A 21,351-nucleotide genomic window follows, 5' to 3' on the forward strand; every position below is an offset into this window, starting at 1 on the left:
TGAGAGGCGAGGCACATGCTCTCCGCTGAGACGCACGCGACGATCGCGGAGGAGCTTGCGGCGGCGGGGCGCGCACGCAGCGTCATCCCGCGCATCACGGCCCGATATCCCGAGGCGACGATCGAGGACTCGTATGCCATTCAGGGAATATGGCGCGACAGCAACCTCGCCGCCGGTCGCCGACTGGTCGGCCGCAAGATCGGCTTGACCTCCAGGGCGATGCAGCAGGCCACCGGCATCACCGAGCCCGACTACGGCGTGATGTTCGACGACACGGTGTGGCAGAGCGGCTCGGTCATCCCCTTCGACGACTTCTCGAACGTGCGCGTCGAGGTGGAGCTGGCGTTCGTGTTGAGCCGGGCACTGGAAGGGCCGCACACCTCCGTGTTCGACGTGTTGCGTGCCACGGAGTACGTCACGCCTGCGTTGGAGATCCTCAACTCGCACATCGAGCTGGAGGGACGAACCATCGTCGACACCATCAGCGACAACGCTGCATACGGCGGCATGGTGATCGGCGGCAACCCCACCGCCCCGGACGCCGTGGACCTTCGGTGGGTCTCCGCGCTGCTCTACCGCAACGAGACGATCGAGGAGACGGGCGTCGCCGCCGGGGTGCTGAACCACCCGGCGACGGGCGTGGCCTGGCTTGCGAACAAGCTGCACCAGCACGGCGCTCGCCTGGAGGCGGGCGAGATCATCCTCGCCGGATCGTTCACGCGGCCGATGTGGGTGTCGCGCGGTGACAGCGTGCTGTGCGACTACCGAGAGATGGGAACCCTGACATGCCGCTTCGTCTGAACCCCACGTTTCGGGATGCGTTGGCTGGGACATCCGCTCCGCTCACCGGCATGTGGGTGTGCACCGGCAGTCCGCTGGTGGCCGAGATCTGTGCTGGAGCCGGCCTCGACTGGTTGCTGATCGACATGGAGCACGCGCCGAACGGGCTCGAGAGCGTGCTGGCGCAGCTGCAGGCGGTCGCCGCGTATCCGACGACGCCGGTCGTGCGGGTGCCGACGAACGACATCGTGACGATCAAGCAGGTGCTCGACCTCGGGGCGCAGAACCTGCTGGTTCCCATGGTGTCGTCGGTCGAGGAAGCGCGCGCGGCTGTTGAGGCCGTGCGGTACCCGCCTCGGGGGCGACGCGGCGTGGGTTCGGCGCTGTCCCGGTCTGCGCGGTGGAATCGCGTGCAGGGCTATCTGCAGGACGGCGACGAGCACGTGTCGCTGTTCGTGCAGGTCGAGACGCCGGCTGCCATCGATGCGGCCGGCGAGATCGCCGCGGTCGACGGCGTCGACGGGGTGTTCGTCGGCCCGTCGGACCTCGCCGCGTCGATGGGGCTGATCGGGCAGCAGACGCACCCGGATGTCGTCGCCGCGGTGCTGCGAGCTTTCGAGGTGGTGCGCAGGGCGGGCAAGCCCGTCGGCGTCAACGCCTTCGACCCCGTGGCCGCACAGGGCTACCTCGATGCGGGCGCGGGCTTTATCCTGGTTGGCGCCGACGTGACCGTGCTCGCGCACGAGTCGGAGAGGCTGGCAAGGCGGCAGGTGTGATCGATCGCGAGGACCCACGATGAACGAGGATCCGCGACTGGCTGCTGCTCGGTACCGCCTCGATAAGACGAACGAGGCGAACGGCGGCGAGCCTGAAGGCACCGCACAGGGCGGCGGCGCAAGCTCCGGCGGGACATCCGCTCTGCACCGTGCCGCGTACGTGGAGACCGCTATTCAGCAGGCGATCAGGCGGGGCGAGTTCGACGACCTGCCCGGCGCGGGAAAACCGTTGCGGGGTCTGAGCCGCCCCTACGACCCCGACTGGTGGATCCGCCGCAAGATCGAGACCGAGAAGCTGGGCGGCCTCGGGCCTCCTGCGCTCACGCTTCGCGTCGAAGATGCCGAGCTCGACGACCGGCTCGACAGGCTCCACCGCGAGGGCGACGTGCGTGCGGCGGTGGACGACTTCAACCGACGAGTCATCGAAGCTCGACGGCAGCTGCTCGGCGGCCCGCCGGTCGTCACGCCCACACGAGACCTCGAAGTAGAGGTGTCGGCGTGGCGGCAGCGTCGGGAGCAGCGGCTGTCGGTCGAGCTCGAGCGGCGTGCAACGGAAGCGGCCGAGAAGCCCAGGCGGCGGTGGAGGCGAAGAGGGTAGTCGGGGTGGCTAGTGCACCCGCAGCTCGACGCCGTGCTTCCAGACCCGCCGCACCAGCGGCACACCCGGCCGGTAGGCGAGGTAGATGTGGCTCGGCGCGTCGAGCAGCACCAGGTCGGCGCTTGCGCCGGGCGACAGGCGACCGACGTCGTCACGACGCAACGCCAGCGCTCCCCCTGCGGTCGCCGCCCAGAGCGCCTCGTCCGGCGTCATTCCGAGATCTCGCACGGCGACTGCGATGACGAAGGGCATCGACGAGGTGAAGCAGGAGCCCGGGTTGCAGTCGCTGGCGAGCGCCAGTGTGACGCCAGCGGCGAGGAGGGCGCGGGCGTCCGGGCAGGGATGCCTGGTGCTGAACTCGACTCCGGGCAGCAGCGTGCAGACCGTCTCCGAGCCTGCGAGCAACTCGACATCGCGCTCGGACAGGTACGTGCCGTGGTCGACGCTGGCTGCGTCCGCCTCGACTGCGACGCGAACGCCGTCGCTTACTCCGAGCTGACCGGCATGGATGCGCGCCCCGAGTCCCCGGGCGCGCCCCGCGGCCAGGATGCGCGCCGCTTCGTCCGCCGTGAAGGCGCCCTCTTCGCAGAACACGTCGATCCAGCGGACCTGCTCTGCACAGGCATCCAGCATCGCGCCCACCACCAGGTCGACGTAGCCGTCGCGGTCGTGCGCGAACTCGGGCGGAACCACATGGGCGCCGAGGAAGGTGACCTCATCCGTGATCTCGGCCGCGAGCCGGGCGAGCCGGCTCTCGGTCTCGACGTCGAGGCCGTATCCGGTCTTCACCTCGAAGGTCGTCGTTCCCTGCGACGCCAACTCACGCTCGAAGCGCAGCAGCGTCGCCCGCAGCTGTTCGTCGCTCGCCGCCCTGGTCGCCGTCACCGTTCGCAGGATGCCGCCCGCCGCATACCGCTCCCCCGCCATCCGCGACACGAACTCGTCCGAGCGGTCACCTGCGAAGGCGAGGTGCGTGTGGCTGTCGACGAATCCGGGGATGACGGCGCGACCTCCGGCATCCACCCGCTCGACGTCGCCGTGCAGGAGCCGTGCGACCTGAGGTGCTGCGTCCGCCTGCGGGCCCGCCCAGACGATGGTTCCGTCGATCGCGATGAGTGCCGCGTCGGGGATCGCGCCGAGCGGGTCATCCGCACCGGCACCCTGCGCTCCGAGCAGATTGGTGACGAGCAGGCCGATGCCGTGCACGAAGAGTGTGCCCATGGCTGCTCCTCCCCGTCGGTCGGCGGTGTCGTCGCCAGTGTCGTCACTCGTGGCGACCGGCACCGCTACCCCTCCAGCATGGGGACGCGCAGGCCGCGTTCGCGTGCAACCTGCGCGGCGCGTTCGTATCCCGCGTCGACGTGACGCATGACACCGCTGCCCGGATCATTGGTCAGAACCCGCTCGATCTTCTGCGCAGCGAGCTCGGTGCCGTCGGCGACGACCACCTGCCCGGCGTGGATCGAGCGGCCGATTCCGACACCGCCGCCGTGGTGGATGGACACCCAGGTGGCGCCCGACGCCGTGTTCAGCAGCGCGTTCAGCAGCGGCCAGTCGGCGATGGCATCCGACCCGTCCTTCATGCCCTCGGTCTCGCGATAGGGCGATGCCACCGACCCGGAGTCGAGGTGGTCACGACCGATCACGATCGGTGCGGAGAGCTCTCCAGACGCCACCAGCTCGTTGAACCGCAGGCCGGCGAGATGACGCTCCTTGTAGCCGAGCCAGCAGATGCGGGCGGGAAGTCCCTCGAAGTGCACCTTCTCCGAGGCCTTCGTGATCCACCGCCGCAGCTTCTCGTCCTCGGGGAACAGCTCGAGGATCGCGCGGTCGGTCACCGCGATGTCCTTCGGATCGCCGGAGAGCGCCGCCCAGCGGAACGGCCCCTTCCCCTCCTCGAACAGCGGCCGAATGTGCGCAGGAACGAACCCGGGGAACGCGAACGCCCGCTCGTAGCCGCCCAGTTGTGCCTCGGCCCGGATGGAGTTGCCGTAGTCGAAGACCTCGGCGCCCGCATCCATGAACCCGACCATCGCCTCGACCTGCTTCGCCATGGATGCCCGCGCCTTCGCCGTGAAGCCCTCCGGGTCCTCCCGGGCTGCGGTGTGCCACTCTTCGACGGAGATGCCCTCGGGGAGGTAGCTCAGCGGGTCGTGCGCACTGGTCTGGTCGGTGACGATGTCGATCGGCACGCCACGCCGCAGAAGCTCGGGGAAGACGGTCGCCGCGTTGCCGACGAGCCCGATCGAACGGGCCTCCCCGGCCTGACGCGCGACGATCGCGCGGGTGATGGCGGCGTCGAGGTCGTCGGTGAGCTCGTCGAGGTATCCGTGGTCGACTCGACGCTGCAGCCGGGCTCGGTCGACATCCACGATCAGCACGGCGCCGTCGTTCATCGTGACGGCGAGCGGCTGTGCGCCACCCATGCCGCCGCATCCGCCGGTCAGGGTGAGGGTGCCGGCGAGGCTACCACCGAACCTCTTATCGGCGACGGCGGCGAAGGTCTCGTAGGTGCCCTGCAGAATGCCCTGGCTGCCGATGTAGATCCACGATCCGGCCGTCATCTGGCCGTACATCGTGAGGCCGGCCGCCTCCAGCCTGCGGAATTCAGGCCAGTTCGCCCAGTCGGGCACCAGGTTGGAGCTGGCGATCAGCACGCGGGGCGCCCACTCGTGGGTGCGGAACACGCCGACCGGCTTACCGGACTGCACGAGCAGCGTCTCGTCGGCATCCAAGGTCTCGAGCGTGCGGATGATGGCGTCGTACGCCTCCCAGCTGCGCGCCGCGCGGCCGGTTCCGCCGTACACGACGAGGTCTTCGGGGCGCTCCCCCACCTCCGGGTCGAGGTTGTTCATCAGCATGCGCAGAGGTGCCTCGGTCTGCCACGACTTCGCGCGCAGCGTCGTGCCATGCGGTGCGTGGATGGGCAGCCTGTCGTTCATCTCGGTACTCCTTCGTGCTCGTGGCTCTGCTTGTGGACGGTGTCAGCGCCATTTGCGCCTTATTGCGCCACTCCGGCTGGCGCAATAGCGCGCAAGTGGCGCAATTGAGTGGACGACTTCGTCAGCGCAGGGGGCCCGTAACCGACTCGACGGCGGCGAGGATGCTGCCGTCGGCGACGAGGCCGACAGCCGCCTCGATCTCCGGGGAGAGCGGACGGTCGGGGCCGAGGCCTGCCACCTCGGTGCGAAGCGCGTCGCGGGCGGCGGTCGTCGCGGGGCCCGGCGTCAGGGGTGCGCGCAGGTCGAGCGACCGCGCCGCGGTGAGCAGCTCGATCGCCAGCACGCGCGTGAGACCGTCGACGGCACGACGTAGCTTGCGCGCCGCAGACCATCCCATCGAGACGTGGTCCTCCTGCATGGCACTCGACGGGATCGAGTCGACGGATGCGGGCACCGCCAACCGCTTCAGCTCGCTGACGATTCCCGCCGCGGTGTACTGCGCGATCATCAGCCCTGAGTCCACGCCGGCGCGATCGGCAAGGAACGCCGGAAGGCCCTTGTTGCGGGCGACATCGAGGTGGCGGTCGATGCGGCGTTCGGCGATGCTGGCGGCATCCGCCACGGCAATCGCGAGAAAGTCGAGCACGTACGCGACGGGCGCACCGTGGAAGTTGCCGTTGGAGACGACCCGGCCGTCGAGCGTCACCACGGGGTTGTCGACGGCCGAGGCGAGCTCTCGCTCGGCGACCGACCTGGCGTGTGCGACGGTGTCGCGTCCTGCGCCGGCGACCTGCGGGCTGCAGCGCAGCGAGTAAGCATCTTGCACGGTCGGATCCTCCGGCCCCGCGTGGCTCTTCACGATCGGCGAGTCGCCGAGCAGAGTTCGCAGGTTCGCCGCCGCGGCCGCTTGCCCGGCCTGCGGCCGAAGGGCCTGAAGGTCGGCGGCGAAGACGGCATCCGTGCCGAGGAGTGCTTCGACGCTCATCGCCGCCGTGATGTCCGCGACCCGGTAGAGCGCCTCGAGATCGGTGATGGCCATCGCGAGCATGCCCAGCATGCCGTCCGTGCCGTTGATGAGGGCGAGCCCCTCCTTCTCGGCGAGCGCGATCGGCTGAATGCCCGCTGCGGCGAGCGCTTCGGCCGCGGGGAGCACCGTGCCTCGGGCATCCCTCACGTCACCCTCCCCGAGAACCGCGAGGGCGCAGTGCGCCAGCGGTGCGAGGTCGCCGGAGCACCCGAGCGAGCCGTACTCCCGAACGATCGGGGTGATGCCGGCGTTGAGCACGTCGGCGTAGGCCTGCGCCGTTGTGGCGCGCACGCCCGTTCGACCGGTCATCAGCGTGCTCAGGCGCAAAAGCATCAGGGCGCGAACCACCTCGCGCTCCACCTCCGGGCCGGAGCCTGCCGCGTGCGACCGGATCAGGCTGAGCTGCAGCTGCTCGCGATCGGACCGCTCGATGTACGTGGTGGCGAGCGCGCCGAACCCGGTCGAGATGCCGTAGTGCGGCTCGGGGTCGTCGGCGAGCGCCTCGATCACGCGACGCGTCTCGGCGACCCTGGCGACGGCATCCGGATCGAGTGCGATGCGCACGTCGTGCCTGGCGACCGCGACGACGTCGGCGATGGAGAGCGGGCCGACGCCGACGACGACCTCTGTGGTGACGGTGGTGGACATGCTTCCATTGCACGACTTTCCCTTCCGCCGCGGCACCGGTTACCGATGTTCGCCGTCCGGGATACCGGACAACACTCGGTTCTCCGACCTAACATGAACGGATGCCCGGCAAAGCCCCTGCAGCCGACGCGACGTTGCGCATCTTGAGGTTGATGGCGCAACAGCGCGGTCCCGTCGCGGCCGCGACGATCGCACGCAACCTCTCGCTGCCGCGTTCGACCGTGTACCAGCTGCTCGGAGCGCTCGCGGACCACGGCTTCGTCGTCCCGCTGCCCGAGCTGAAGAAGTACGGCCTCGGCGTGGCCGCGTTCGAGCTCTCCAGCGGGTTCAGCAGGCAGCAGCCGCTCACCCGCATCGGGGCGCCGGTGGTGGCGCGCCTCGTGGACGACCTCGGTCTCGGCGGTCACCTCACGGTGCTGCTCGGGCGCGACGTCGTGTACCTCGTCGAGGAGCGGGCGCCCCGCGGGCCCTATCTCGTGACGGATGTCGGAGTCAGGCTTCCCGCGCACCTGACCGCCTCTGGGCTGGCCATGCTCGCCGGGCTCCCCTCGGCCCAGGTGCGGGCGCTCTACCCCGACCGGTCGTCGTTCACGACGCGGACCGGCGCCGGGGTCGCAACGTATCGCGAGCTGAGCGCGACACTCAAGGCCACCCGGGAACGCGGGTATGCGCTCGAGGAGTCCAGCGTGACGAAGGGGTTGCGGTCGCTCGCCGTTGCGGTGCCCGACCACGTCGGCTGGCCCGCTGCGTCGGTAGCCGTCACGTTCGACGACGCTCGGGACGTCGACCTCGAGGCGACGGCCACCCGGGTCGCCGCGTCGGCGGCGGAGCTGGCGCGGAGGATCGGGGGCACCGTCGCGGGTGCCACCGCCGCGCCCACCGCGCCCGCCGTCGGTTGAGGAGCACGCGGCGCAAGCCGCGGGCGTCTCGAAACCCTGACGTTGTGCGACGAGCGGGTTTCGAGACGCGCGCCTTCGGCGAGCTCCTCAACCAGCGGTGGGGACGCGCGCTGCTACGCGGTGCTCCTCAACCAAGCAGTGGGGCGGGCGGCGAAGCCGGCGAGTGCCTCCAGTACGACGAGGGCGGCGAGACGCACGGTGCGACCGTCTGCGGCGTCGCGCGTGGCATCCACCTCGGCGACGTCGATCGAGACGACGCGCGGGTCGCTCGCCAACAGGCGAACGGTGCGTCGCAGCTGGTACGCCGAGAGCCCACCGGGGATCGACGCCGGGCAGCCGGGGGCGACGGAGCGGTCGCAGACATCCACGTCCACATCGACGTGGATCGGTCCGCCTGCCGCCCCGGCAACGCCCAGCGCCTGGTCGACGATGCCGGCGAGCTCGCGCTGCTCGAACTCGTCACGCCGCACGACCGTGATGCCGGCATCCTTCGCCCGACGGTCGTAGAACTCGGAGTTCGCGAAGTCCGCGATGCCCAGCTGCGCAACGCGGCGACCGTCGAGACCCGCATCGAGCAGCCGACGCACCGGCGAACCGTTCGAGATGCCGTCGCGCAGGTCGTGATGGGCGTCGATCGTGACCAGCCCCGCGTCGGCGAGGCGATCGCCGAACGCGCCTAGCGCCACGCTGTACGTGAGCGCGTTGTCGCCGCCGAGCGCGACGACGAGCGAGCACCCGGATGACGCACGCCGGGTCGCCTCGATGGCGTCAGCCTCCCCATCGCCATCCGGCTCCACGACGTCGCCGAAGTCGACGACCGACGGCAGCTCGACGTCGGCCGCGAACGTGCCATAGCGCTGGATCGCCGCGCGGATCGCTGCGGGTGTTGCGTGTGCGCCGGACCCCGACAGGGAGGTGCGCCAGGTGCCGACCCCGATGACCCCGACGTCTGCGCGACCGCCTGCACCGGGCGAGCCCGCCAGCGAATCGGCTGACGGCCAACGCCCGGCTCGCGGCCAGTTCGCATCCTCGAACAACGTCGTGGGCATGGAGTTCGGCACGGTCATGGTCGGCACCCTACTTGCCCAGAATGCCGGCGACGAACTTTCCCCTTGACACCCGCAGTGTGTTCGCCTACCTTATTCAACGTACGGATTGATAAAGGAAGAAGTTGAATATGACGCCGGACGACGCGAACGACGAACACCTCGACCGCGCGTTCCACGCCCTCGGCGATCGGGTGAGGCGGGCCATCATCGCCCGTCTCAGCCGAGGTCCGGCGACGGTGAACGAGCTCGCCGAACCGTTCGGCATCACCGTTCAGGCCGTCTCGCGGCACATCCACGTGCTCGAGGAGGCCGGACTGGTGACGAGGAGCAGAGACGCGCAGCGTCGTCCCGTGCACCTGAACCCCGGTGAGCTCGAGCGGCTCACCGCCTGGATCGACGGATACCGGCTCGCGCACGAGAGCAGCTTCCGTGCACTCGACGCCGTGCTGGCCGCCATGCCGGATCCGCCGTCTCGCGCGACCGACGCCACGGACAACAGCAACCACACCGACAACGACCCCAATACCAACGCGAAAAAAGGAGAACGATCATGAGCAACGCACTGACAGTCACCGCCCCCGATGGCCTGCCCTTCGTCGACATCACCAGGGAGTTCGACGCACCCGTCGAGAAGGTCTTCGCCGCCTACACCGACCCAGAGTTGTTCGCACAGTGGGTCGGACCCCGCGGGTACGAAATGGACCTCCCCGAGTTCGACGTCACCACGGGTGGCCACTACCGGTTCATCCACCGCGACCCGGAGGGCAACGAGTACGCCTTCCGCGGTGTCTTCCACACCGTGCGCGAGAACGAGCTCATCGTGCAGACGTTCGAGTTCGCCGGGGTGCCCGACGCCGCGAGCATCGAGTACATGAGGTTCGAGCGCCTCGCAGACGGCCGCACCCGCCTCTCCGGTCACGCGGTGTATCCGAGCCTGGAGGCCCGAGACGGCATCGTCGCCTCCGGCATGGAGACCGGCATTCGCGAGGGCTACGAGAAGCTCGACGACCTCGTCGCGTGAGGCCCATCGGGCACAGCCCGGCGGCCAACTCGCCGACCGGCCATCGCCTGGCGGCCAACTCGGCCGCCGCCCGTGCGCATAATTCCTGCAGAATCGTGGGAATCGGGTCAGAACCACCACCCGGACCGCGGTTTTGCAGGAGTTATGCGCACCTCGCGCGCCGCTAACCCTCGGGATGGATGACCACGCAGCAGCGCCCCGGCCGTGGGGCGAGCTCCGCGCGCTCCGGGTCGTCGCCCGTACCGTTCAGGATGCCGCGGATGAGCGCATGGTTCATGCCGCACACCAGATCGGTCTGGTGCTGCGCCACCTGGTGGAACGGGCAGTTGCGCATCACGACGTCCCCGCCGTCGTCGACAGCCGGTTCGTAGCCGCTCTCACGCAGACATCCAAGGAACTCTCCCCCGCGTCGCCCCGTCTCGACACCCTCGTCGTTCGCCGCTCGGTTCAGGGCCGAGCCGACGACGCCACTCTCGTCCGCATCCGCGGCCGTGGCCAGCAGCTTGGCCAACAGCCGGTAGTCGCGAGGCGGCACACTCACGACGAGCTCGCGATCGGCACGCGTGTACTGCTTCGCCGGTCGCCCGGCGCCCGGCCCCGATCGATCGCCCTGCCTCGCGTAGCTCACCTCGAGCAGTCCAGCCTCGGCGAGACGGTCGAGGTGATAGGCAGCCAGCGTGCGGCTCACACCTGCGGCGGCGGCAGTCTCGTCCCGCCCGACGGGGTCATCCCGGCCGGCGACGTAGTCGTACAGCCGACCGCGCACCGGATCGGCGAGCGCGCTAAGCCCCTCCAACGGCTCGGGCGACGGCTGGGCATCCATGTAGTGATTCTATTGCCAATCGATCTTGACAAAAAGGTCTCGGCGACAGATTCTAAAAGAAGTTCGTATTGGCATTAGAACTATGAGCGACTTGGTACGAGAGCGATGAGCGACGGGACGGCCGCACGATGAACAGCATGGCGATGAGGGATGTCGCACATCCCGCCGACTCCGATGACGGTCATCCCGCCAAGGTCGCGCCGCTTCGGGTGGTCCGCGCCTCCGACGAGCCCGATCTGGCTAGGGCCGAGAACGCGGCGAGGGAGTTTCTGCAGGCGCTCGGCGTCTCGCTGGAGTCCGAGCACCTGCGTGCAACGCCCGGCCGCATGGCGAGGGCGTGGGCCGAGCTGTTCACTCCCCGACCGTTCGACCTGACCACCTTCCCGAACGACGAGGGGTACGACGAGCTCGTGCTGGTGCGCGACGTTCCGGTGCGCTCCGTCTGCGAGCACCACCTGCTCCCGTTCACCGGCCGTGCCTGCGTCGCCTATCTGCCCGGCGAGCGCATCGTCGGCCTCTCGAAGCTCGCGCGAGTGGTCGAGCACTTCGCGTGCCGCCCCCAGACGCAGGAGCGTCTGACGCAGCAGGTCGCCCGGTGGCTCGACGAGCACCTGCACCCGCGGGCGGTCGGCGTGGTCATCTCGGCCGAGCACACCTGCATGACGCTGCGCGGCGCGCAGGCGACCGGCACGAGCACGGTGACCTCGGCACTGCTCGGCCGACTGCGCGACGACCCGCGTTCGCGGCAGGAGTTCCTGTCGCTGTGCGGGCTCGCGTCCTGACCCTGAGCCACCGCCATCGCATCGAAGGAGACATCGCATGAGCACCCCGGAGCACATCGTCATCGCGGGCGGAGGTCTCGCCGGCGCGAAGACCGCGGAGGCTCTTCGCGAGCGCGGCTACCACGGTGAGTTGACGCTGGTCCCAGGCGAAGCCCATCTTCCCTACGAGCGTCCTCCGATGTCGAAGGACTACTTGGCGGGCAGGTCGTCGCTTCAGGACGCGACCGTGCATCTCGCAGACTGGTACGCCGCGAACGACGTGACACTGCTGACCGGAACGCGCGTGACGGATGTCGACGCCAGCGCCCATCGGGTGCGCCTCGACTCCGGCCCCGACCTCGGCTACGAGAGGCTCGTGCTCGCCACCGGATCGGTGCCGCGACGCCTTCGGCTACCCGGTGCGGATGCCGAGGGAGTGCACACCCTGCGCACGGTCGAGGACTCGGATGCCATCCGCTCGACGTTCGGCTCTGGCCGCGGCCTGGCCATCATCGGCGGGGGCTGGATCGGTCTGGAGGTGGCCGCCGCGGCGAGGACCGCTGGAACCGCCGTGACGGTCATCGAGGCGCTCGAGCTTCCCCTTCTCAACGTGCTCGGACCCGAGTCGGCCGCGGTCTTCGCAGACCTGCACCGGGCCAACGGGGTCGACCTGCGGCTGGGCGCCCGCCTCGCTGAGATCACGACAGACGGCGTCCGGGCCACCGGAGTACGGCTCGAGGGCGGAGAGACGATCGCTGCGGACGCCGTCGTGGTCGGGGTCGGGGTCGCTCCCGATCTCGCCCTCGCGGAGTCCGCCGGGCTCGAGATCGACAACGGCGTTCTGGTCGACGGCACCCTGCGCACCAGCGACCCGCACATCTACGCGGTCGGCGACATCGCCAACCACGATCATCCGGTGCTCGGGCGACGAGTGCGGGTCGAGCACTGGGCGAACGCGCTGAACCAGCCGGCCGCCGCGGCGGCTTCGCTCCTAGGCGACGACACCCCTTATGCCGAGCTGCCCTACTTCTACAGCGACCAGTACGACCTCGGCATGGAGTACATCGGGCACGCCCCGAGAGGCTCGTACGACCGGGTGCTGGTGCGCGGAGACCTTGCGGGGCCGGAGTTCGTGGCGTTCTGGGTCGACCCTGGCGATCGCATCCTCGCCGCGATGAACGTGAACGTGTGGGACGTCGTCGACCAGGTCAAACCGCTCATCGCGGAGGGCAGACCCGTCGATCCGGGCAGGCTGGTCGACGCGAACGTGCCGCTCAGCGATCTGTGAGTCAGAGCATCGCGAGGCCGTGGGGCCGCAGGTTGAGCGGGTCGACTCCGTCGGCCGACACGACCACGATGTCCTCGATGCGCGCACCCCACTCGCCGCCGAAGTAGACGCCGGGCTCGATGCTGAACGCCATGCCGGGCTCCAGCACGAGGTCGTTGCCCGCGACGATGTACGGCTCTTCGTGCACCGAGAGCCCGATGCCGTGGCCGGTGCGGTGGATGAACCGGTCCGCGAGACCGGCGGCGGCGAGCACGTCGCGGGCGGCGGCATCCACCGACTCCGCCGTCACACCGGGGCGCACGGCCTCGACCGCCGCACGCTGGGCCAGCTCGAGGGACGAGTAGGCGTTCAGGATGTCGGCCCCCACGTCACCCGTCGCGTAGGTCCGCGTGCTGTCCGAGTTGTACCCGAGCGCGGTCGGCCCTCCGATGTCGACGACAACGGTCTCGCCCTCACCGATCACCCGGTCGGACACCTCGTGGTGCGGATCGGCTCCATTCGGCCCCGATGCGACGATCACGAAGTCTGCGGACGCGTGCCCTTCCTCGACGATCGCGGCCGCGATGTCGGCGGCCAGTTCACGCTCCGTCCGGCCCGCTCTGAGCCACTCGCCCATGCGAGCGTGCACGCGGTCGATCGCGGCGCCCGCCTCGCGCAGTGCCGCGATCTCCGCGTCGTCCTTCACCATGCGCAGACTGCGGAGCACGGGAGTGGCGAGCTCCAGCCGGGCATCAGCCGTCGCAGCGAGCGGGACCGTGTGGAGCGCGGGCATCGCGTCTGCGACCGCCAGCCGGTGCACGACCCCGAGCCCGTCGACGGCGAGTGCGTACGGGTCTTGCCCGTCCACCCAGTCACGGATCTCGAGCCCGGCCTCCCCGATCGCAGAGGGGCGGAGAGCAGCGAGCTCCATCTGCGGAACGACGACGTACGGGTCGCGGTCGCGCGGGATGACGAGCGCAGTGAGCCGCTCGATCGTGGCCGCCCTCGAGCCGACCAGATACTGCAGGTCGGCGCCCGGCGTCACGACGACGGCATCGAGCCCCGCGCGATCGGCGAGCTCCCTGGCCCGCTCGAGGCGCTTCAGATAGACCGCGGTGTCGAAACGTTCGCCTGCCATGCTCGACAGCGTAGCGGCGCCCTCAGTCTTCGGCGCCGCCAGGACCGGAGGCGGCCAGTTGTCCGATGCGCCGCTGGGGGTCGAGGCGTTCGACGACGGGTTCGAGGATGTCGGCGAGCGCCTCCAACTGATCGCGGTCGAGCCGGTCGATCACGAGGTCGCGCACCTGGGCGAGGTGGCCGGGCAGGGCCCGCACCAGCACTTTGCGCCCCGCGGAGGTCAGCCGCACGTTGATCACCCTTCCGTCTGAACCTCCTCCGGCACGCTCGGCCAGCCCGCGCTCCACGAGCTTGCCGACGACCTTGGACATGCGGGGCATGGTCGCGTCGACGATGGCGGCGAGGTCGGTCATCCGCAGCGTGCTGTCCTTCGCGCGCTGCAGCCCGCTCAGCACCATGAACTCGAAGTGTGTGATCTGGGCGTCGGCGCGCAGCTGCGCATCCAGGGCGGCGGGGAGCAGTTGCGCGGTGGCCACGAGCGCTAGCCACGCCCTCGACTCGAGCGGGTCCATGCGGGGAACGGACAGCACCATGAGAAATCACCTCAGCGATCGGGAATAGTTGCACCGGCAACTTGTTAGCTCTCATTAGTTGCAGATGCAACAAGTTTAGAGCGGCTCGCGGATGTCGAGCACGACGAACAGAGGGAGAAGAGCATGACCAGCATCACCGTGATCGGAACGGGCAACATGGGATCGGCCATCGCCGGCATCGTTGCGAAGGGTGCAGACAGCGTGCAGGTGATCGACCGCGATGCCGCAAAGGCGGAGCAGCTCGCCCAGCAGGTGGGCGGCGTGTCAGCGGTGTTCGGTGACGCGATCACCGGCGACATCGTGGTACTCGCACTCCCCTACCCCGCGCTCGACGACGTCGTCTCGACCTACGGGGCCCAGCTGGATGACAAGACCGTCGTCGACCTGACCAACCCGGTCGACTTCGCGACGTTCGACGGCCTCACCGTGTCGGCCGACTCCTCGGCCGCTGCCGAGCTGCAGGCCAAGCTGCCCGGCGCCGCCGTCGTGAAGGCGTTCAACACCAACTTCGCCGCAACGCTCGCGTCCGGTTCCGTCGGCGGCGTTCCCGCGACGGTCGTCGTGGCCGGTGACGACGACGCGGCCAAGGCCTCGCTCTCCGGCGTACTCGCCGCAGCCGGCCTCCCGGTCGCCGACGCGGGATCGCTCAAGCGCGCTCGCGAGCTCGAGGCGTTCGGCTTCCTGCAGATGGTGCTCGCCGTGCGGGAGCAGATCGGCTGGACCGGCGGGTTCGCCGTTCGCGCCTAGGCGGCGGGCCGCTCAGCCCCGTGGGTTGAGGAGCACGCCGCAGGCGGGCGTCTCGAAACCTGGCCGCGCAGGTGTTCGGGTTTCGAGACGCGCGCGGCTACGCCGCGAGCTCCTCAACCCACGATGACGCGCGCGGCTACGCCGAGTGCTTCTCAACCGGCGGCCGTGGGCAGCCCCTCCGCGAGCTCGGCGAAGACCGATGCGGCGTCATCCCACGTGGCGAGGCTGCTCGCCTGCCCGAGCCACAGCGACTGCAGTTCGCCGTCGCCCAGGGCACCGGCCTCCGCCCTGAACCGGCCGGTCAGCCAGTTCTGCACCGGGAACGGCGCGATCGCGCCGGCATCCTCGATGGTGCGCACGGCGAGGTTGGATGCCCCGCGGGCGAGCCTTCCGCTCATCGCTGTCGTGAGCACGCTGCCATGCGCGGGGGTTCCCGCGATGGCCGCTCGATGCGCATCGCTCGCCGCGGACTCTGTGGTGCGCAGAAATGCCGTGCCCACCTGAACTCCGTCCGCTCCGAGGGCGAACGCCGCGGCCACCCCGCGACGGTCCGCGATGCCACCGGCCGCGATGACGGGCACCTCGACGGCATCCCGCACCTGAGGCACGAGGGCGAACGTACCGACAAGCGAGTCCGCGGCCGGCTCGAGGAACGACACGCGGTGCCCGGCCGACTCCGATCCGCTGGCGACGATCGCATCGACACCCCCGACGGCGAGAGCAACGGCCTCGTCGACGGTCGTCGCCGTGCCGAGCACGACGATGCCGCGTTCGTGGGCAGCGTCGAGGATGTCGCGCGCAGGCACACCGAACACGAAGCTCAGCACTGCGGGCCGGGCATCCAACGCGGCTTCAACCTGCTCCTCGAGAGGCGGAAGGTAGCGTGCCGGACGCTCGGGCACGGTCATCCCCACGCGCTCGAAGAGGGGACGGGTCGCCTCCGCGGCCAGCGCGTACTCCTCGTCGGTCGCGTCGCGCTCCGCACCGGTGGGGAGCCAGAGATTGAGGGCGAACGGGCGCGAGGTCGCCGACTGCAGGTCATCCGCGGTCGCACGGATGCGCGCGGCGTCGTACCCGTAGAGCCCGTACGATCCGAGGCCGCCGAGCTCGCTCACCGCTGCTGTGAGTGCCACTGACGAGAGCCCGCCGAACGGTCCGAGCACGATCGGCGCGTCAACGCCCAGAAGTCGCGTGAGATCGCTCATCCCATACCTCCACTTTCCATCTGATAAAAAGGAATTGCATCCGCTTTAATCACGAAAGGCACACCATGAGCGTCGCCCACGGCATCCAGATCGCGGTCACGTTCGTGTGGCTCGGACTCGTGCTCGGCATCTCGTTCCTCGAGGCGCCGATCAAGTTCAGGGCGCCTGGCATCACGGTGGAGCTCGGAGTCGGCATCGGACGGCTCGTGTTCCGCGCCCTCAACACGGTGGAGGCGGTCGCCGCCATCGTGCTCCTCGTCTCGGTGCTCGTGCAGGGACCGACGGCGTCGGCGTGGTCGCTCGGCCTGGCGATCGCACTGCTCATCATGCTCGCGATCGGGGCGCTCGTGCTGCGTCCACTCATGGACCAGCGCGTGCGTGCCGGCGACACGGCCGAGCGGATGCCCCGCCACAACCTGCACTTCGGCTACATCGGCCTCGAGGTGCTCAAGGTCGTGCTGCTCGTCTGGATCGGCGTGCTCGGCCTGGTCAGCGTGTAGCGGCACCGGATCCCTCGACTCCGCCAGCGGGCACCGATCCCGCGCCGCCCAGGGCGACGACGCAGAGCTGCGGCTCGACGAACGGGATGAGTCGTACGTCGCGAGAGCCGCCGACCGAGCCGCCCAGCAGGCGCTCGATCATGCCGCGGTGAACGGAGCACACGACATCCGGCCGCTCGCGCGCCGCCTCGCGGAACGGGCACTCGTGCATGAGCACATCGTCGCCCGAACGCTCCGGCTGGAACCCGAGCGAGTCGAGCACACCGACGAGGCCGTCGACCGGATCTCGTGCCTCTTCGGGCTCCTGGCGCAACGTCTCCGCCCACCGCTCCCCCGCCGCAACCGATGCCCGTGCTGCACCCGCGTCGCCGGCGCGCTCGCCGCCGATCGCCCCCACCAGCACCTCGATGAGCTGCTCGCGCGCATCCGCTGCGCGGAGCGAGGGGGCAGGCGAGTACACCATGCGCGGTCGACCCTTGCGCTGCTCCTTCGTCGCCTGTCGCCGAACGAGGCCCGTAGCCTCCAGCTGATCGAGGTGGAAGCGTGCGGTGGTGACGTGCACGCCGAGCGCCTCAGCGATCCTCGTGGCATCGAGAGGATGTCGCGAGCCGACCAACACGTCGAGCACCCGTTTGCGCGGGCTCGACTCGAGTGCGGCAGCTGCTTCCGACTCCGCCGCGTTCACGGCCTCAGCCCGATCGTCTCGAACTCGGTGCCGGATCTGCCCTGCAGACGCCGGTTGATCGAGCCCGCGATCCGGGTTGCCTGCAGCTTCGCCCGCTCGGCGACCGGGCCGGAGAAGTGCGCGTCGACCGTTGTGGTCCAGAGCTGAAGCCAGCGGTCGAAGTGCTCGTCACCGAGCGGATGCTTCGCGTGCAGAAGGAAGTGCAGCTGCAGGGCATTGCGCCGGTAGAGCCCGGCGTTGAAGAGCACCGTCTGCCAGAAGTCGCACATGATCGGCATGTGGTGGTCGAGATCCATGTGGGCGACGTCGATGAAGATCGGCCCGAGGAGCTCGTCGTCGAACGCCCTGCGATAGAAGGCAGCGACTAGGTCGGCAACGTCGTCTCGATCGACGAGATCGCGAAGGGTGTCCATGACCAGCATCGTAGCGAATTAAACGTATCCCGATGCTTTTTAATTCATTCCACGAGGTTGTCGCTGATCGCGTCGAGCGCGAGCGCCTTGGCCCGCTGGGCCCGGTCGCCGAGCGCATGGGTGAGCGCGGCGATGAGTCCCTCGACGAGGATGGCCTGGGGAAGCCGCGACGTCAGCGTGATCTCGTCGCGGAACGTCAGGTCGGGCATCGTGACCACGAGCGTGATACCCGCGATCCGGGTGAGCGGACTACGTGCGAACGCGGTGACGGCGATCACTGTCGCTCCCCCGGCCGTCGCGGCCTCGGCCACGCGCTGCGTGCTGGCGTTGGCCCCGCTGCCGCTGAACAACAGCACGGCATCTCCGGGGCCGAGGAGTCGCGCGGTGATCTGCTGACCGATGACATCCATGGGCGCTTCGGCTGGCCGGCCGATGCTCGTCAGGCGTCCCGCCGCGTCTTGCGCGAGCGGCGCCGAGAGTCCGTTCCCCACCACCACGACCCGGTCGGCTGAGGCAAGCACATCGACGGCGCGGGCCACCTCGGCGTCGTCGAGCAGTGCGAGCATGCCGTTCACGCTCGCCTGAACGTGACGGAACGTCTCGGCGACGATCCCTGCAGCGCCGTCCATGACCGGGGGCGCCACTTCGGTGTCGGCCGGCTGATACCCGGCGTCGCGGGCGAGCAGCACGCGAAGCTGTTGGTAGCCGCTGAACCCCAGGCTCTGGCAGGTGCGCACAACCGTCGCGCGCGATGCGCCTGCCAGATCGGCGACCTGCTGCGAGCTCAGCTCGACGATCTCGTTCGAGCGACTCAGCAGCACCTGGGCAACGGCTCGCTCCGTCGGCAGCAGCGAAGGCATCAGCGACCGGATCGTCGCCATCACCTCGCCCGGCTTCGCCGCGGTCATCGCTTCGACTCCACGTCGCAACCCTACTGGCCGCTGAGTACCCGGCCGCGCTCAGTCATCCGATGTGACCCTCAGCTCGATCGCCTCTGCTGCGGCACGTTTCGCGGAGCGCCGTCGAAGGGCGGTGACGATCGGAAGCTCCCAGCGTCCCTTGATGATGCGGTGGCGCAGCATGCCGGAGAGCTGGTCGATCGCCATGGTAACGACGACGACCACGATCATGAGCATGCCGACGACATCCCAGACCCTGAACTGGATGTTGTCGACCAGCATCTTGCCGATGCCGCCCGCGCCGATCAGGCCGAGGATCGCGGATGCCCGCACGCTGATCTCGAACCGGTACAGCCAGAACGCGTACACGTCGGGCTTCGCAGTGGGCCACACGCCCCACCTCATGACCTGCAGACGGGAGGCTCCCGCGGCCGTCGCGGCCTCGCTTGCGCCGCGCTCCACCGACTCGAAGCTCTCGTACCCCCATTTGCCGAGGGTTCCGATCGAGCCGATCGCGATCGCGAGGGCACCGGTGAACGCCGTGAGCCCGGTGACCGAGAGCATGAGCACGGCGATCACGACCTCGGGCACGGCGCGCAGCACGGCGAAGACCCCGCGCAGCGGCCAGCGCACGACGGCGGGCATGAGGCCGCGGGCGGCGAGCAGGCTGAGCGGGAACGAGACGAGGATGCCGAGGAGCGTGCCGAACCACGCCATCGCGACCGACAGCATCACCGCACCGAGGGCCGCCGGAAGCGACGACCACGCCGGAGGGGCGAACATCAGGCCCAGGTACTGCACCATCTTCTGAGGCAGGGTCAGCAAGGCGTCCCAGGAGAGGTCGATGCTCCAGAACGCAGCGACCACGACGACCGTCACGACGAGCCACACGAGTTTCGTCCCGAGGTGCAGCGGCTTCGACGGCCGTTCCTGCTGCCGCTGCCGCGTTCCCGCCGCGCTGGTGCCGACGGCGGTCACTTGATCAGCCGCTTCCTGGCGAACGAGCTCAGCAGCTCGAGGAGCACGACGATCACAAGGATCTCCAGAATGACAAGGCTCAGGTAGTGGTACTGGTAGAAGGTGCGCACCTGGTCGATGAGCATGCCGAGACCGCCGGCGCCGACCAGGCCGATCACTGTGGATGCCCGGATGTTGAGCTCGAGCACGTAGATCGTCTGCGACACATACACGGGCGCGACCTCCGGCACCATCGCCTGCCGGTTGGCCTTGAACCAGCTCGCTCCCGCGGCGAGCGCCGCCTCCTGTCCGCCGCGGTCGAGTCCGTCGAGCGCTTCCGATACGAGCTTCGCCATGATGCCGAGGTTGAAGAGCACGAGCGCGAGGATGCCCGACAGGGCGCCGGTGCCGATGACGGTGACGAACAGCGACGCCCACAGCAGATCGGGCACACTGCGCACGACGTTCATGATGAAACGCACGATGCCCAGGGTCACGCTGTTCGGGTTCGTCGCCCTCGACGCCCAGAACGAGACGGGCAGCGCGATCACGACGCTGGCCGCCGTGGCGATGATGGCCATCTGGATCGTCTGCAGCAGCGCAGGCACCGTCTGCGGGAAGAACGCGTAGTCCGGCTGCATCAGCTGGATGAGCGTGTTCGCGGCGTTGCTCGCGTTCTGCACGATGGCGGCGAAGTCCACGCCGATGGCGATGGACGACCACACAGTGATGCCCGCGATCACGCCGAGCACGATGAGCGTCTTCCACCACGTTCGCGGCTTCGTCGGGCGTCTCGAAACCCCTGTAGCACCCAACGAGCTCACGACAACTCCACGGCCTGGCTCGGCAGCACGTCTTCGGCGGTGAGGGAGCGGCCGTAAATCGCCTCGAAGACACCTTCGTCGGCATCCGCTCCCTGCCCGTCGAAGACGATCTCGCCGGCGCGCAGGCCGACGAGCCGCTGTCCGTACCGCCGCGCGAGGTCGAGGAAATGCAGGTTGACGACGACGGTGATGCCGAGCTCGGCGTTGATGCGCTGCAGGTCGCGCATGACCACGTGCGAGGTGGGCGGGTCGAGGGATGCCGTCGGCTCGTCCGCGAGAATCACCTTCGGCCTCTGCGCGAGAGCTCGCGCGATGGCGACGCGCTGCTGCTGTCCGCCGGAGAGCTCCGATGCGTTCGCGTACGCCTTCTGCACGATCTCGACGCGCTCCAGCGCCTGCATGGCGAGCTCGACGTCGTCCTTCTTCCATGCCGCGAGCAGCGTTCGCCACCCCGAAGTGCGGTACAGCCTGCCCATCAGCACGTTGTTGAGCACGGTGGTGCGCTTGGCGAGGTTGAAGCTCTGGAAGACCATGCCGACGTCGCTGCGCAGCCTGCGAAGACCAGCGCCGCCGAGGCCGTTCAGACCGACGTCGCCGACAGTGATCTGGCCGGAGGTGATCGGCACGAGTCCGTTGATCGTGCGTACGAGCGTGGACTTGCCCGCACCCGAGAGACCGACGACCGCGACCATCTCGCCGGCCTCGATCCGAAGGTTCACGTCATGCAGGCCGCGGTATCCGTTGGGGTAGGTGACCCCGACGTGCTCGAAGCCGATAGCCGCTCCGGTCTCGTTCACCTGTTCATCCTCCGCATTCGTGGCCATATCGCGTAACGACGAAGGGGCCGACGCGACCATAGC

24 protein-coding genes are annotated in these 21,351 nt (G+C 69.2%); 10 read left to right on the forward strand and 14 right to left on the reverse strand.

The annotated features are described in order from the left end of the window. Positions 1–15: 15 nt before the first annotated feature. The 3 genes from hpaH to ACYVDN_RS08735 are packed head-to-tail and all read left to right on the forward strand — an operon-like array spanning position 16 to position 2,154. Positions 16–801 carry an FAA hydrolase family protein gene (gene hpaH, locus ACYVDN_RS08725; protein ID WP_460570444.1) on the forward strand — a complete coding sequence of 262 codons (786 nt, stop codon included), beginning with the start codon at positions 16–18 and terminating at the stop codon, positions 799–801. After that, on the forward strand, positions 786–1,556 hold the full coding sequence (locus tag ACYVDN_RS08730; protein WP_460570446.1) for an HpcH/HpaI aldolase family protein: 771 nt from the start codon (positions 786–788) through the stop codon (positions 1,554–1,556). Before hpaH ends, ACYVDN_RS08730 begins: the two co-directional genes overlap by 16 nt. Before the next feature lie 19 nt (positions 1,557–1,575). After that, positions 1,576–2,154, forward strand: a complete 579-nt coding sequence (locus ACYVDN_RS08735; RefSeq protein WP_460570448.1) for a DnaJ family domain-containing protein — start codon at positions 1,576–1,578, stop codon at positions 2,152–2,154. A gap of 9 nt (positions 2,155–2,163) precedes the next feature. Here the strand turns inward: ACYVDN_RS08735 and hutI are convergent, their stop codons facing one another. The 3 genes from hutI to hutH form a co-directional block, all read right to left on the reverse strand. Next, on the reverse strand, positions 2,164–3,375 hold the full coding sequence (gene hutI, locus ACYVDN_RS08740) for an amidohydrolase family protein (RefSeq protein WP_460570450.1): 1,212 nt from the start codon (positions 3,373–3,375) through the stop codon (positions 2,164–2,166). 65 nt (positions 3,376–3,440) lie between these two features. Then, the gene (gene hutU / locus ACYVDN_RS08745) at positions 3,441–5,096 is read right to left on the reverse strand and encodes a urocanate hydratase (RefSeq protein WP_460570452.1); all 1,656 of its coding nucleotides are present in this window, start codon (positions 5,094–5,096) and stop codon (positions 3,441–3,443) included. A 121-nt stretch (positions 5,097–5,217) separates the two neighbouring features. Then, positions 5,218–6,771 (reverse strand): histidine ammonia-lyase, encoded by a 1,554-nt coding sequence (hutH, locus tag ACYVDN_RS08750; protein ID WP_460570454.1) that lies wholly within the window; start codon positions 6,769–6,771, stop codon positions 5,218–5,220. A 101-nt stretch (positions 6,772–6,872) separates the two neighbouring features. Between hutH and ACYVDN_RS08755 the strand changes: the two genes are divergently transcribed. Next, positions 6,873–7,670, forward strand: a complete 798-nt coding sequence (locus ACYVDN_RS08755) for an IclR family transcriptional regulator (RefSeq protein WP_460570456.1) — start codon at positions 6,873–6,875, stop codon at positions 7,668–7,670. 113 nt (positions 7,671–7,783) lie between these two features. Here ACYVDN_RS08755 and ACYVDN_RS08760 read toward each other — a convergent pair whose 3' ends face one another. After that, positions 7,784–8,737 (reverse strand): arginase family protein, encoded by a 954-nt coding sequence (locus ACYVDN_RS08760; RefSeq protein WP_460570458.1) that lies wholly within the window; start codon positions 8,735–8,737, stop codon positions 7,784–7,786. A 110-nt stretch (positions 8,738–8,847) separates the two neighbouring features. Between ACYVDN_RS08760 and ACYVDN_RS08765 the strand changes: the two genes are divergently transcribed. Both ACYVDN_RS08765 and ACYVDN_RS08770 read left to right on the forward strand, forming a co-directional pair. Further along, on the forward strand, positions 8,848–9,273 hold the full coding sequence (locus ACYVDN_RS08765) for an ArsR/SmtB family transcription factor (RefSeq protein ID WP_460570460.1): 426 nt from the start codon (positions 8,848–8,850) through the stop codon (positions 9,271–9,273). Next, positions 9,270–9,740: an SRPBCC family protein gene (locus ACYVDN_RS08770; RefSeq protein ID WP_460570462.1), complete on the forward strand. Its 471-nt coding sequence runs from the start codon at positions 9,270–9,272 to the stop codon at positions 9,738–9,740. The genes ACYVDN_RS08765 and ACYVDN_RS08770 overlap by 4 nt, the downstream gene beginning before the upstream one ends. Positions 9,741–9,903: 163 nt before the next feature. Here ACYVDN_RS08770 and ACYVDN_RS08775 read toward each other — a convergent pair whose 3' ends face one another. Beyond that, positions 9,904–10,563: a helix-turn-helix transcriptional regulator gene (locus ACYVDN_RS08775; protein WP_460570464.1), complete on the reverse strand. Its 660-nt coding sequence runs from the start codon at positions 10,561–10,563 to the stop codon at positions 9,904–9,906. 137 nt (positions 10,564–10,700) lie between these two features. Here ACYVDN_RS08775 and folE point away from each other — a divergent pair, with 137 nt between their 5' ends. After that, positions 10,701–11,345 carry a GTP cyclohydrolase I FolE gene (folE, locus tag ACYVDN_RS08780; RefSeq protein WP_460570466.1) on the forward strand — a complete coding sequence of 215 codons (645 nt, stop codon included), beginning with the start codon at positions 10,701–10,703 and terminating at the stop codon, positions 11,343–11,345. Positions 11,346–11,382: 37 nt separating this feature from the next. Next, entirely contained in the window at positions 11,383–12,612 is a 1,230-nt protein-coding gene (locus ACYVDN_RS08785; protein WP_460570468.1) for an NAD(P)/FAD-dependent oxidoreductase, read from the forward strand. 1 nt (position 12,613) lies between these two features. Here the strand turns inward: ACYVDN_RS08785 and ACYVDN_RS08790 are convergent, their stop codons facing one another. Together ACYVDN_RS08790 and ACYVDN_RS08795 are read right to left on the reverse strand one after the other, a co-directional pair. Continuing rightward, entirely contained in the window at positions 12,614–13,729 is a 1,116-nt protein-coding gene (locus ACYVDN_RS08790) for a M24 family metallopeptidase (RefSeq protein WP_460570470.1), read from the reverse strand. Between the two features lie 22 nt (positions 13,730–13,751). Then, positions 13,752–14,261, reverse strand: coding sequence for a MarR family winged helix-turn-helix transcriptional regulator (locus tag ACYVDN_RS08795; RefSeq protein ID WP_460570472.1), 510 nt, complete (start codon positions 14,259–14,261; stop codon positions 13,752–13,754). A gap of 123 nt (positions 14,262–14,384) precedes the next feature. Here ACYVDN_RS08795 and ACYVDN_RS08800 point away from each other — a divergent pair, with 123 nt between their 5' ends. Continuing rightward, positions 14,385–15,008 (forward strand): NADPH-dependent F420 reductase, encoded by a 624-nt coding sequence (locus tag ACYVDN_RS08800; RefSeq protein ID WP_460570474.1) that lies wholly within the window; start codon positions 14,385–14,387, stop codon positions 15,006–15,008. A gap of 152 nt (positions 15,009–15,160) precedes the next feature. Here the strand turns inward: ACYVDN_RS08800 and ACYVDN_RS08805 are convergent, their stop codons facing one another. Next, a complete protein-coding gene (locus ACYVDN_RS08805) occupies positions 15,161–16,213 on the reverse strand; it encodes an NAD(P)H-dependent flavin oxidoreductase (protein ID WP_460570476.1) in 1,053 nt (350 codons plus the stop codon). 65 nt (positions 16,214–16,278) lie between these two features. Between ACYVDN_RS08805 and ACYVDN_RS08810 the strand changes: the two genes are divergently transcribed. Beyond that, positions 16,279–16,713, forward strand: coding sequence for a hypothetical protein (locus ACYVDN_RS08810; protein WP_460570478.1), 435 nt, complete (start codon positions 16,279–16,281; stop codon positions 16,711–16,713). Here the strand turns inward: ACYVDN_RS08810 and ACYVDN_RS08815 are convergent. The 6 genes from ACYVDN_RS08815 to phnC are packed head-to-tail and all read right to left on the reverse strand — an operon-like array spanning position 16,703 to position 21,315. Continuing rightward, positions 16,703–17,398, reverse strand: coding sequence for a helix-turn-helix transcriptional regulator (locus ACYVDN_RS08815; protein ID WP_460570480.1), 696 nt, complete (start codon positions 17,396–17,398; stop codon positions 16,703–16,705). The genes ACYVDN_RS08810 and ACYVDN_RS08815 overlap by 11 nt on opposite strands. After that, the gene (locus tag ACYVDN_RS08820; RefSeq protein ID WP_460570482.1) at positions 17,395–17,811 is read right to left on the reverse strand and encodes a group III truncated hemoglobin; all 417 of its coding nucleotides are present in this window, start codon (positions 17,809–17,811) and stop codon (positions 17,395–17,397) included. Before ACYVDN_RS08820 ends, ACYVDN_RS08815 begins: the two co-directional genes overlap by 4 nt. 44 nt (positions 17,812–17,855) lie before the next feature. Then, entirely contained in the window at positions 17,856–18,719 is an 864-nt protein-coding gene (locus tag ACYVDN_RS08825; RefSeq protein ID WP_460570484.1) for a MurR/RpiR family transcriptional regulator, read from the reverse strand. A 51-nt stretch (positions 18,720–18,770) separates the two neighbouring features. After that, the gene (phnE, locus tag ACYVDN_RS08830) at positions 18,771–19,688 is read right to left on the reverse strand and encodes a PhnE/PtxC family ABC transporter permease (protein WP_460570486.1); all 918 of its coding nucleotides are present in this window, start codon (positions 19,686–19,688) and stop codon (positions 18,771–18,773) included. Then, entirely contained in the window at positions 19,685–20,491 is an 807-nt protein-coding gene (gene phnE, locus ACYVDN_RS08835) for a phosphonate ABC transporter, permease protein PhnE (RefSeq protein WP_460570488.1), read from the reverse strand. Before phnE (ACYVDN_RS08835) ends, phnE (ACYVDN_RS08830) begins: the two co-directional genes overlap by 4 nt. Beyond that, complete coding sequence (gene phnC, locus ACYVDN_RS08840; RefSeq protein ID WP_460570490.1) at positions 20,488–21,315, reverse strand: phosphonate ABC transporter ATP-binding protein; 828 nt, start codon at positions 21,313–21,315, stop codon at positions 20,488–20,490. Before phnC ends, phnE (ACYVDN_RS08835) begins: the two co-directional genes overlap by 4 nt. Positions 21,316–21,351 lie beyond the last annotated feature (36 nt).

The organism is Humibacter soli, from assembly GCF_054779035.1.

Bases quoted from the DNA above. Each gene is read 5' to 3' on its own strand.
- hpaH (WP_460570444.1), top strand. From the start codon at position 16: ATGCTCTCCGCTGAGACGCACGCGACGATCGCGGAGGAGCTTGCGGCG.
- ACYVDN_RS08730 (WP_460570446.1), top strand. From the start codon at position 786: ATGCCGCTTCGTCTGAACCCCACGTTTCGGGATGCGTTGGCTGGGACA.
- ACYVDN_RS08735 (WP_460570448.1), top strand. From the start codon at position 1,576: ATGAACGAGGATCCGCGACTGGCTGCTGCTCGGTACCGCCTCGATAAG.
- hutI (WP_460570450.1), bottom strand. From the start codon at position 3,375: ATGGGCACACTCTTCGTGCACGGCATCGGCCTGCTCGTCACCAATCTG.
- hutU (WP_460570452.1), bottom strand. From the start codon at position 5,096: ATGAACGACAGGCTGCCCATCCACGCACCGCATGGCACGACGCTGCGC.
- hutH (WP_460570454.1), bottom strand. From the start codon at position 6,771: ATGTCCACCACCGTCACCACAGAGGTCGTCGTCGGCGTCGGCCCGCTC.
- ACYVDN_RS08755 (WP_460570456.1), top strand. From the start codon at position 6,873: ATGCCCGGCAAAGCCCCTGCAGCCGACGCGACGTTGCGCATCTTGAGG.
- ACYVDN_RS08760 (WP_460570458.1), bottom strand. From the start codon at position 8,737: ATGACCGTGCCGAACTCCATGCCCACGACGTTGTTCGAGGATGCGAAC.
- ACYVDN_RS08765 (WP_460570460.1), top strand. From the start codon at position 8,848: ATGACGCCGGACGACGCGAACGACGAACACCTCGACCGCGCGTTCCAC.
- ACYVDN_RS08770 (WP_460570462.1), top strand. From the start codon at position 9,270: ATGAGCAACGCACTGACAGTCACCGCCCCCGATGGCCTGCCCTTCGTC.
- ACYVDN_RS08775 (WP_460570464.1), bottom strand. From the start codon at position 10,563: ATGGATGCCCAGCCGTCGCCCGAGCCGTTGGAGGGGCTTAGCGCGCTC.
- folE (WP_460570466.1), top strand. From the start codon at position 10,701: ATGGCGATGAGGGATGTCGCACATCCCGCCGACTCCGATGACGGTCAT.
- ACYVDN_RS08785 (WP_460570468.1), top strand. From the start codon at position 11,383: ATGAGCACCCCGGAGCACATCGTCATCGCGGGCGGAGGTCTCGCCGGC.
- ACYVDN_RS08790 (WP_460570470.1), bottom strand. From the start codon at position 13,729: ATGGCAGGCGAACGTTTCGACACCGCGGTCTATCTGAAGCGCCTCGAG.
- ACYVDN_RS08795 (WP_460570472.1), bottom strand. From the start codon at position 14,261: ATGGTGCTGTCCGTTCCCCGCATGGACCCGCTCGAGTCGAGGGCGTGG.
- ACYVDN_RS08800 (WP_460570474.1), top strand. From the start codon at position 14,385: ATGACCAGCATCACCGTGATCGGAACGGGCAACATGGGATCGGCCATC.
- ACYVDN_RS08805 (WP_460570476.1), bottom strand. From the start codon at position 16,213: ATGAGCGATCTCACGCGACTTCTGGGCGTTGACGCGCCGATCGTGCTC.
- ACYVDN_RS08810 (WP_460570478.1), top strand. From the start codon at position 16,279: ATGAGCGTCGCCCACGGCATCCAGATCGCGGTCACGTTCGTGTGGCTC.
- ACYVDN_RS08820 (WP_460570482.1), bottom strand. From the start codon at position 17,811: ATGGACACCCTTCGCGATCTCGTCGATCGAGACGACGTTGCCGACCTA.
- ACYVDN_RS08825 (WP_460570484.1), bottom strand. From the start codon at position 18,719: ATGACCGCGGCGAAGCCGGGCGAGGTGATGGCGACGATCCGGTCGCTG.
- phnC (WP_460570490.1), bottom strand. From the start codon at position 21,315: ATGGCCACGAATGCGGAGGATGAACAGGTGAACGAGACCGGAGCGGCT.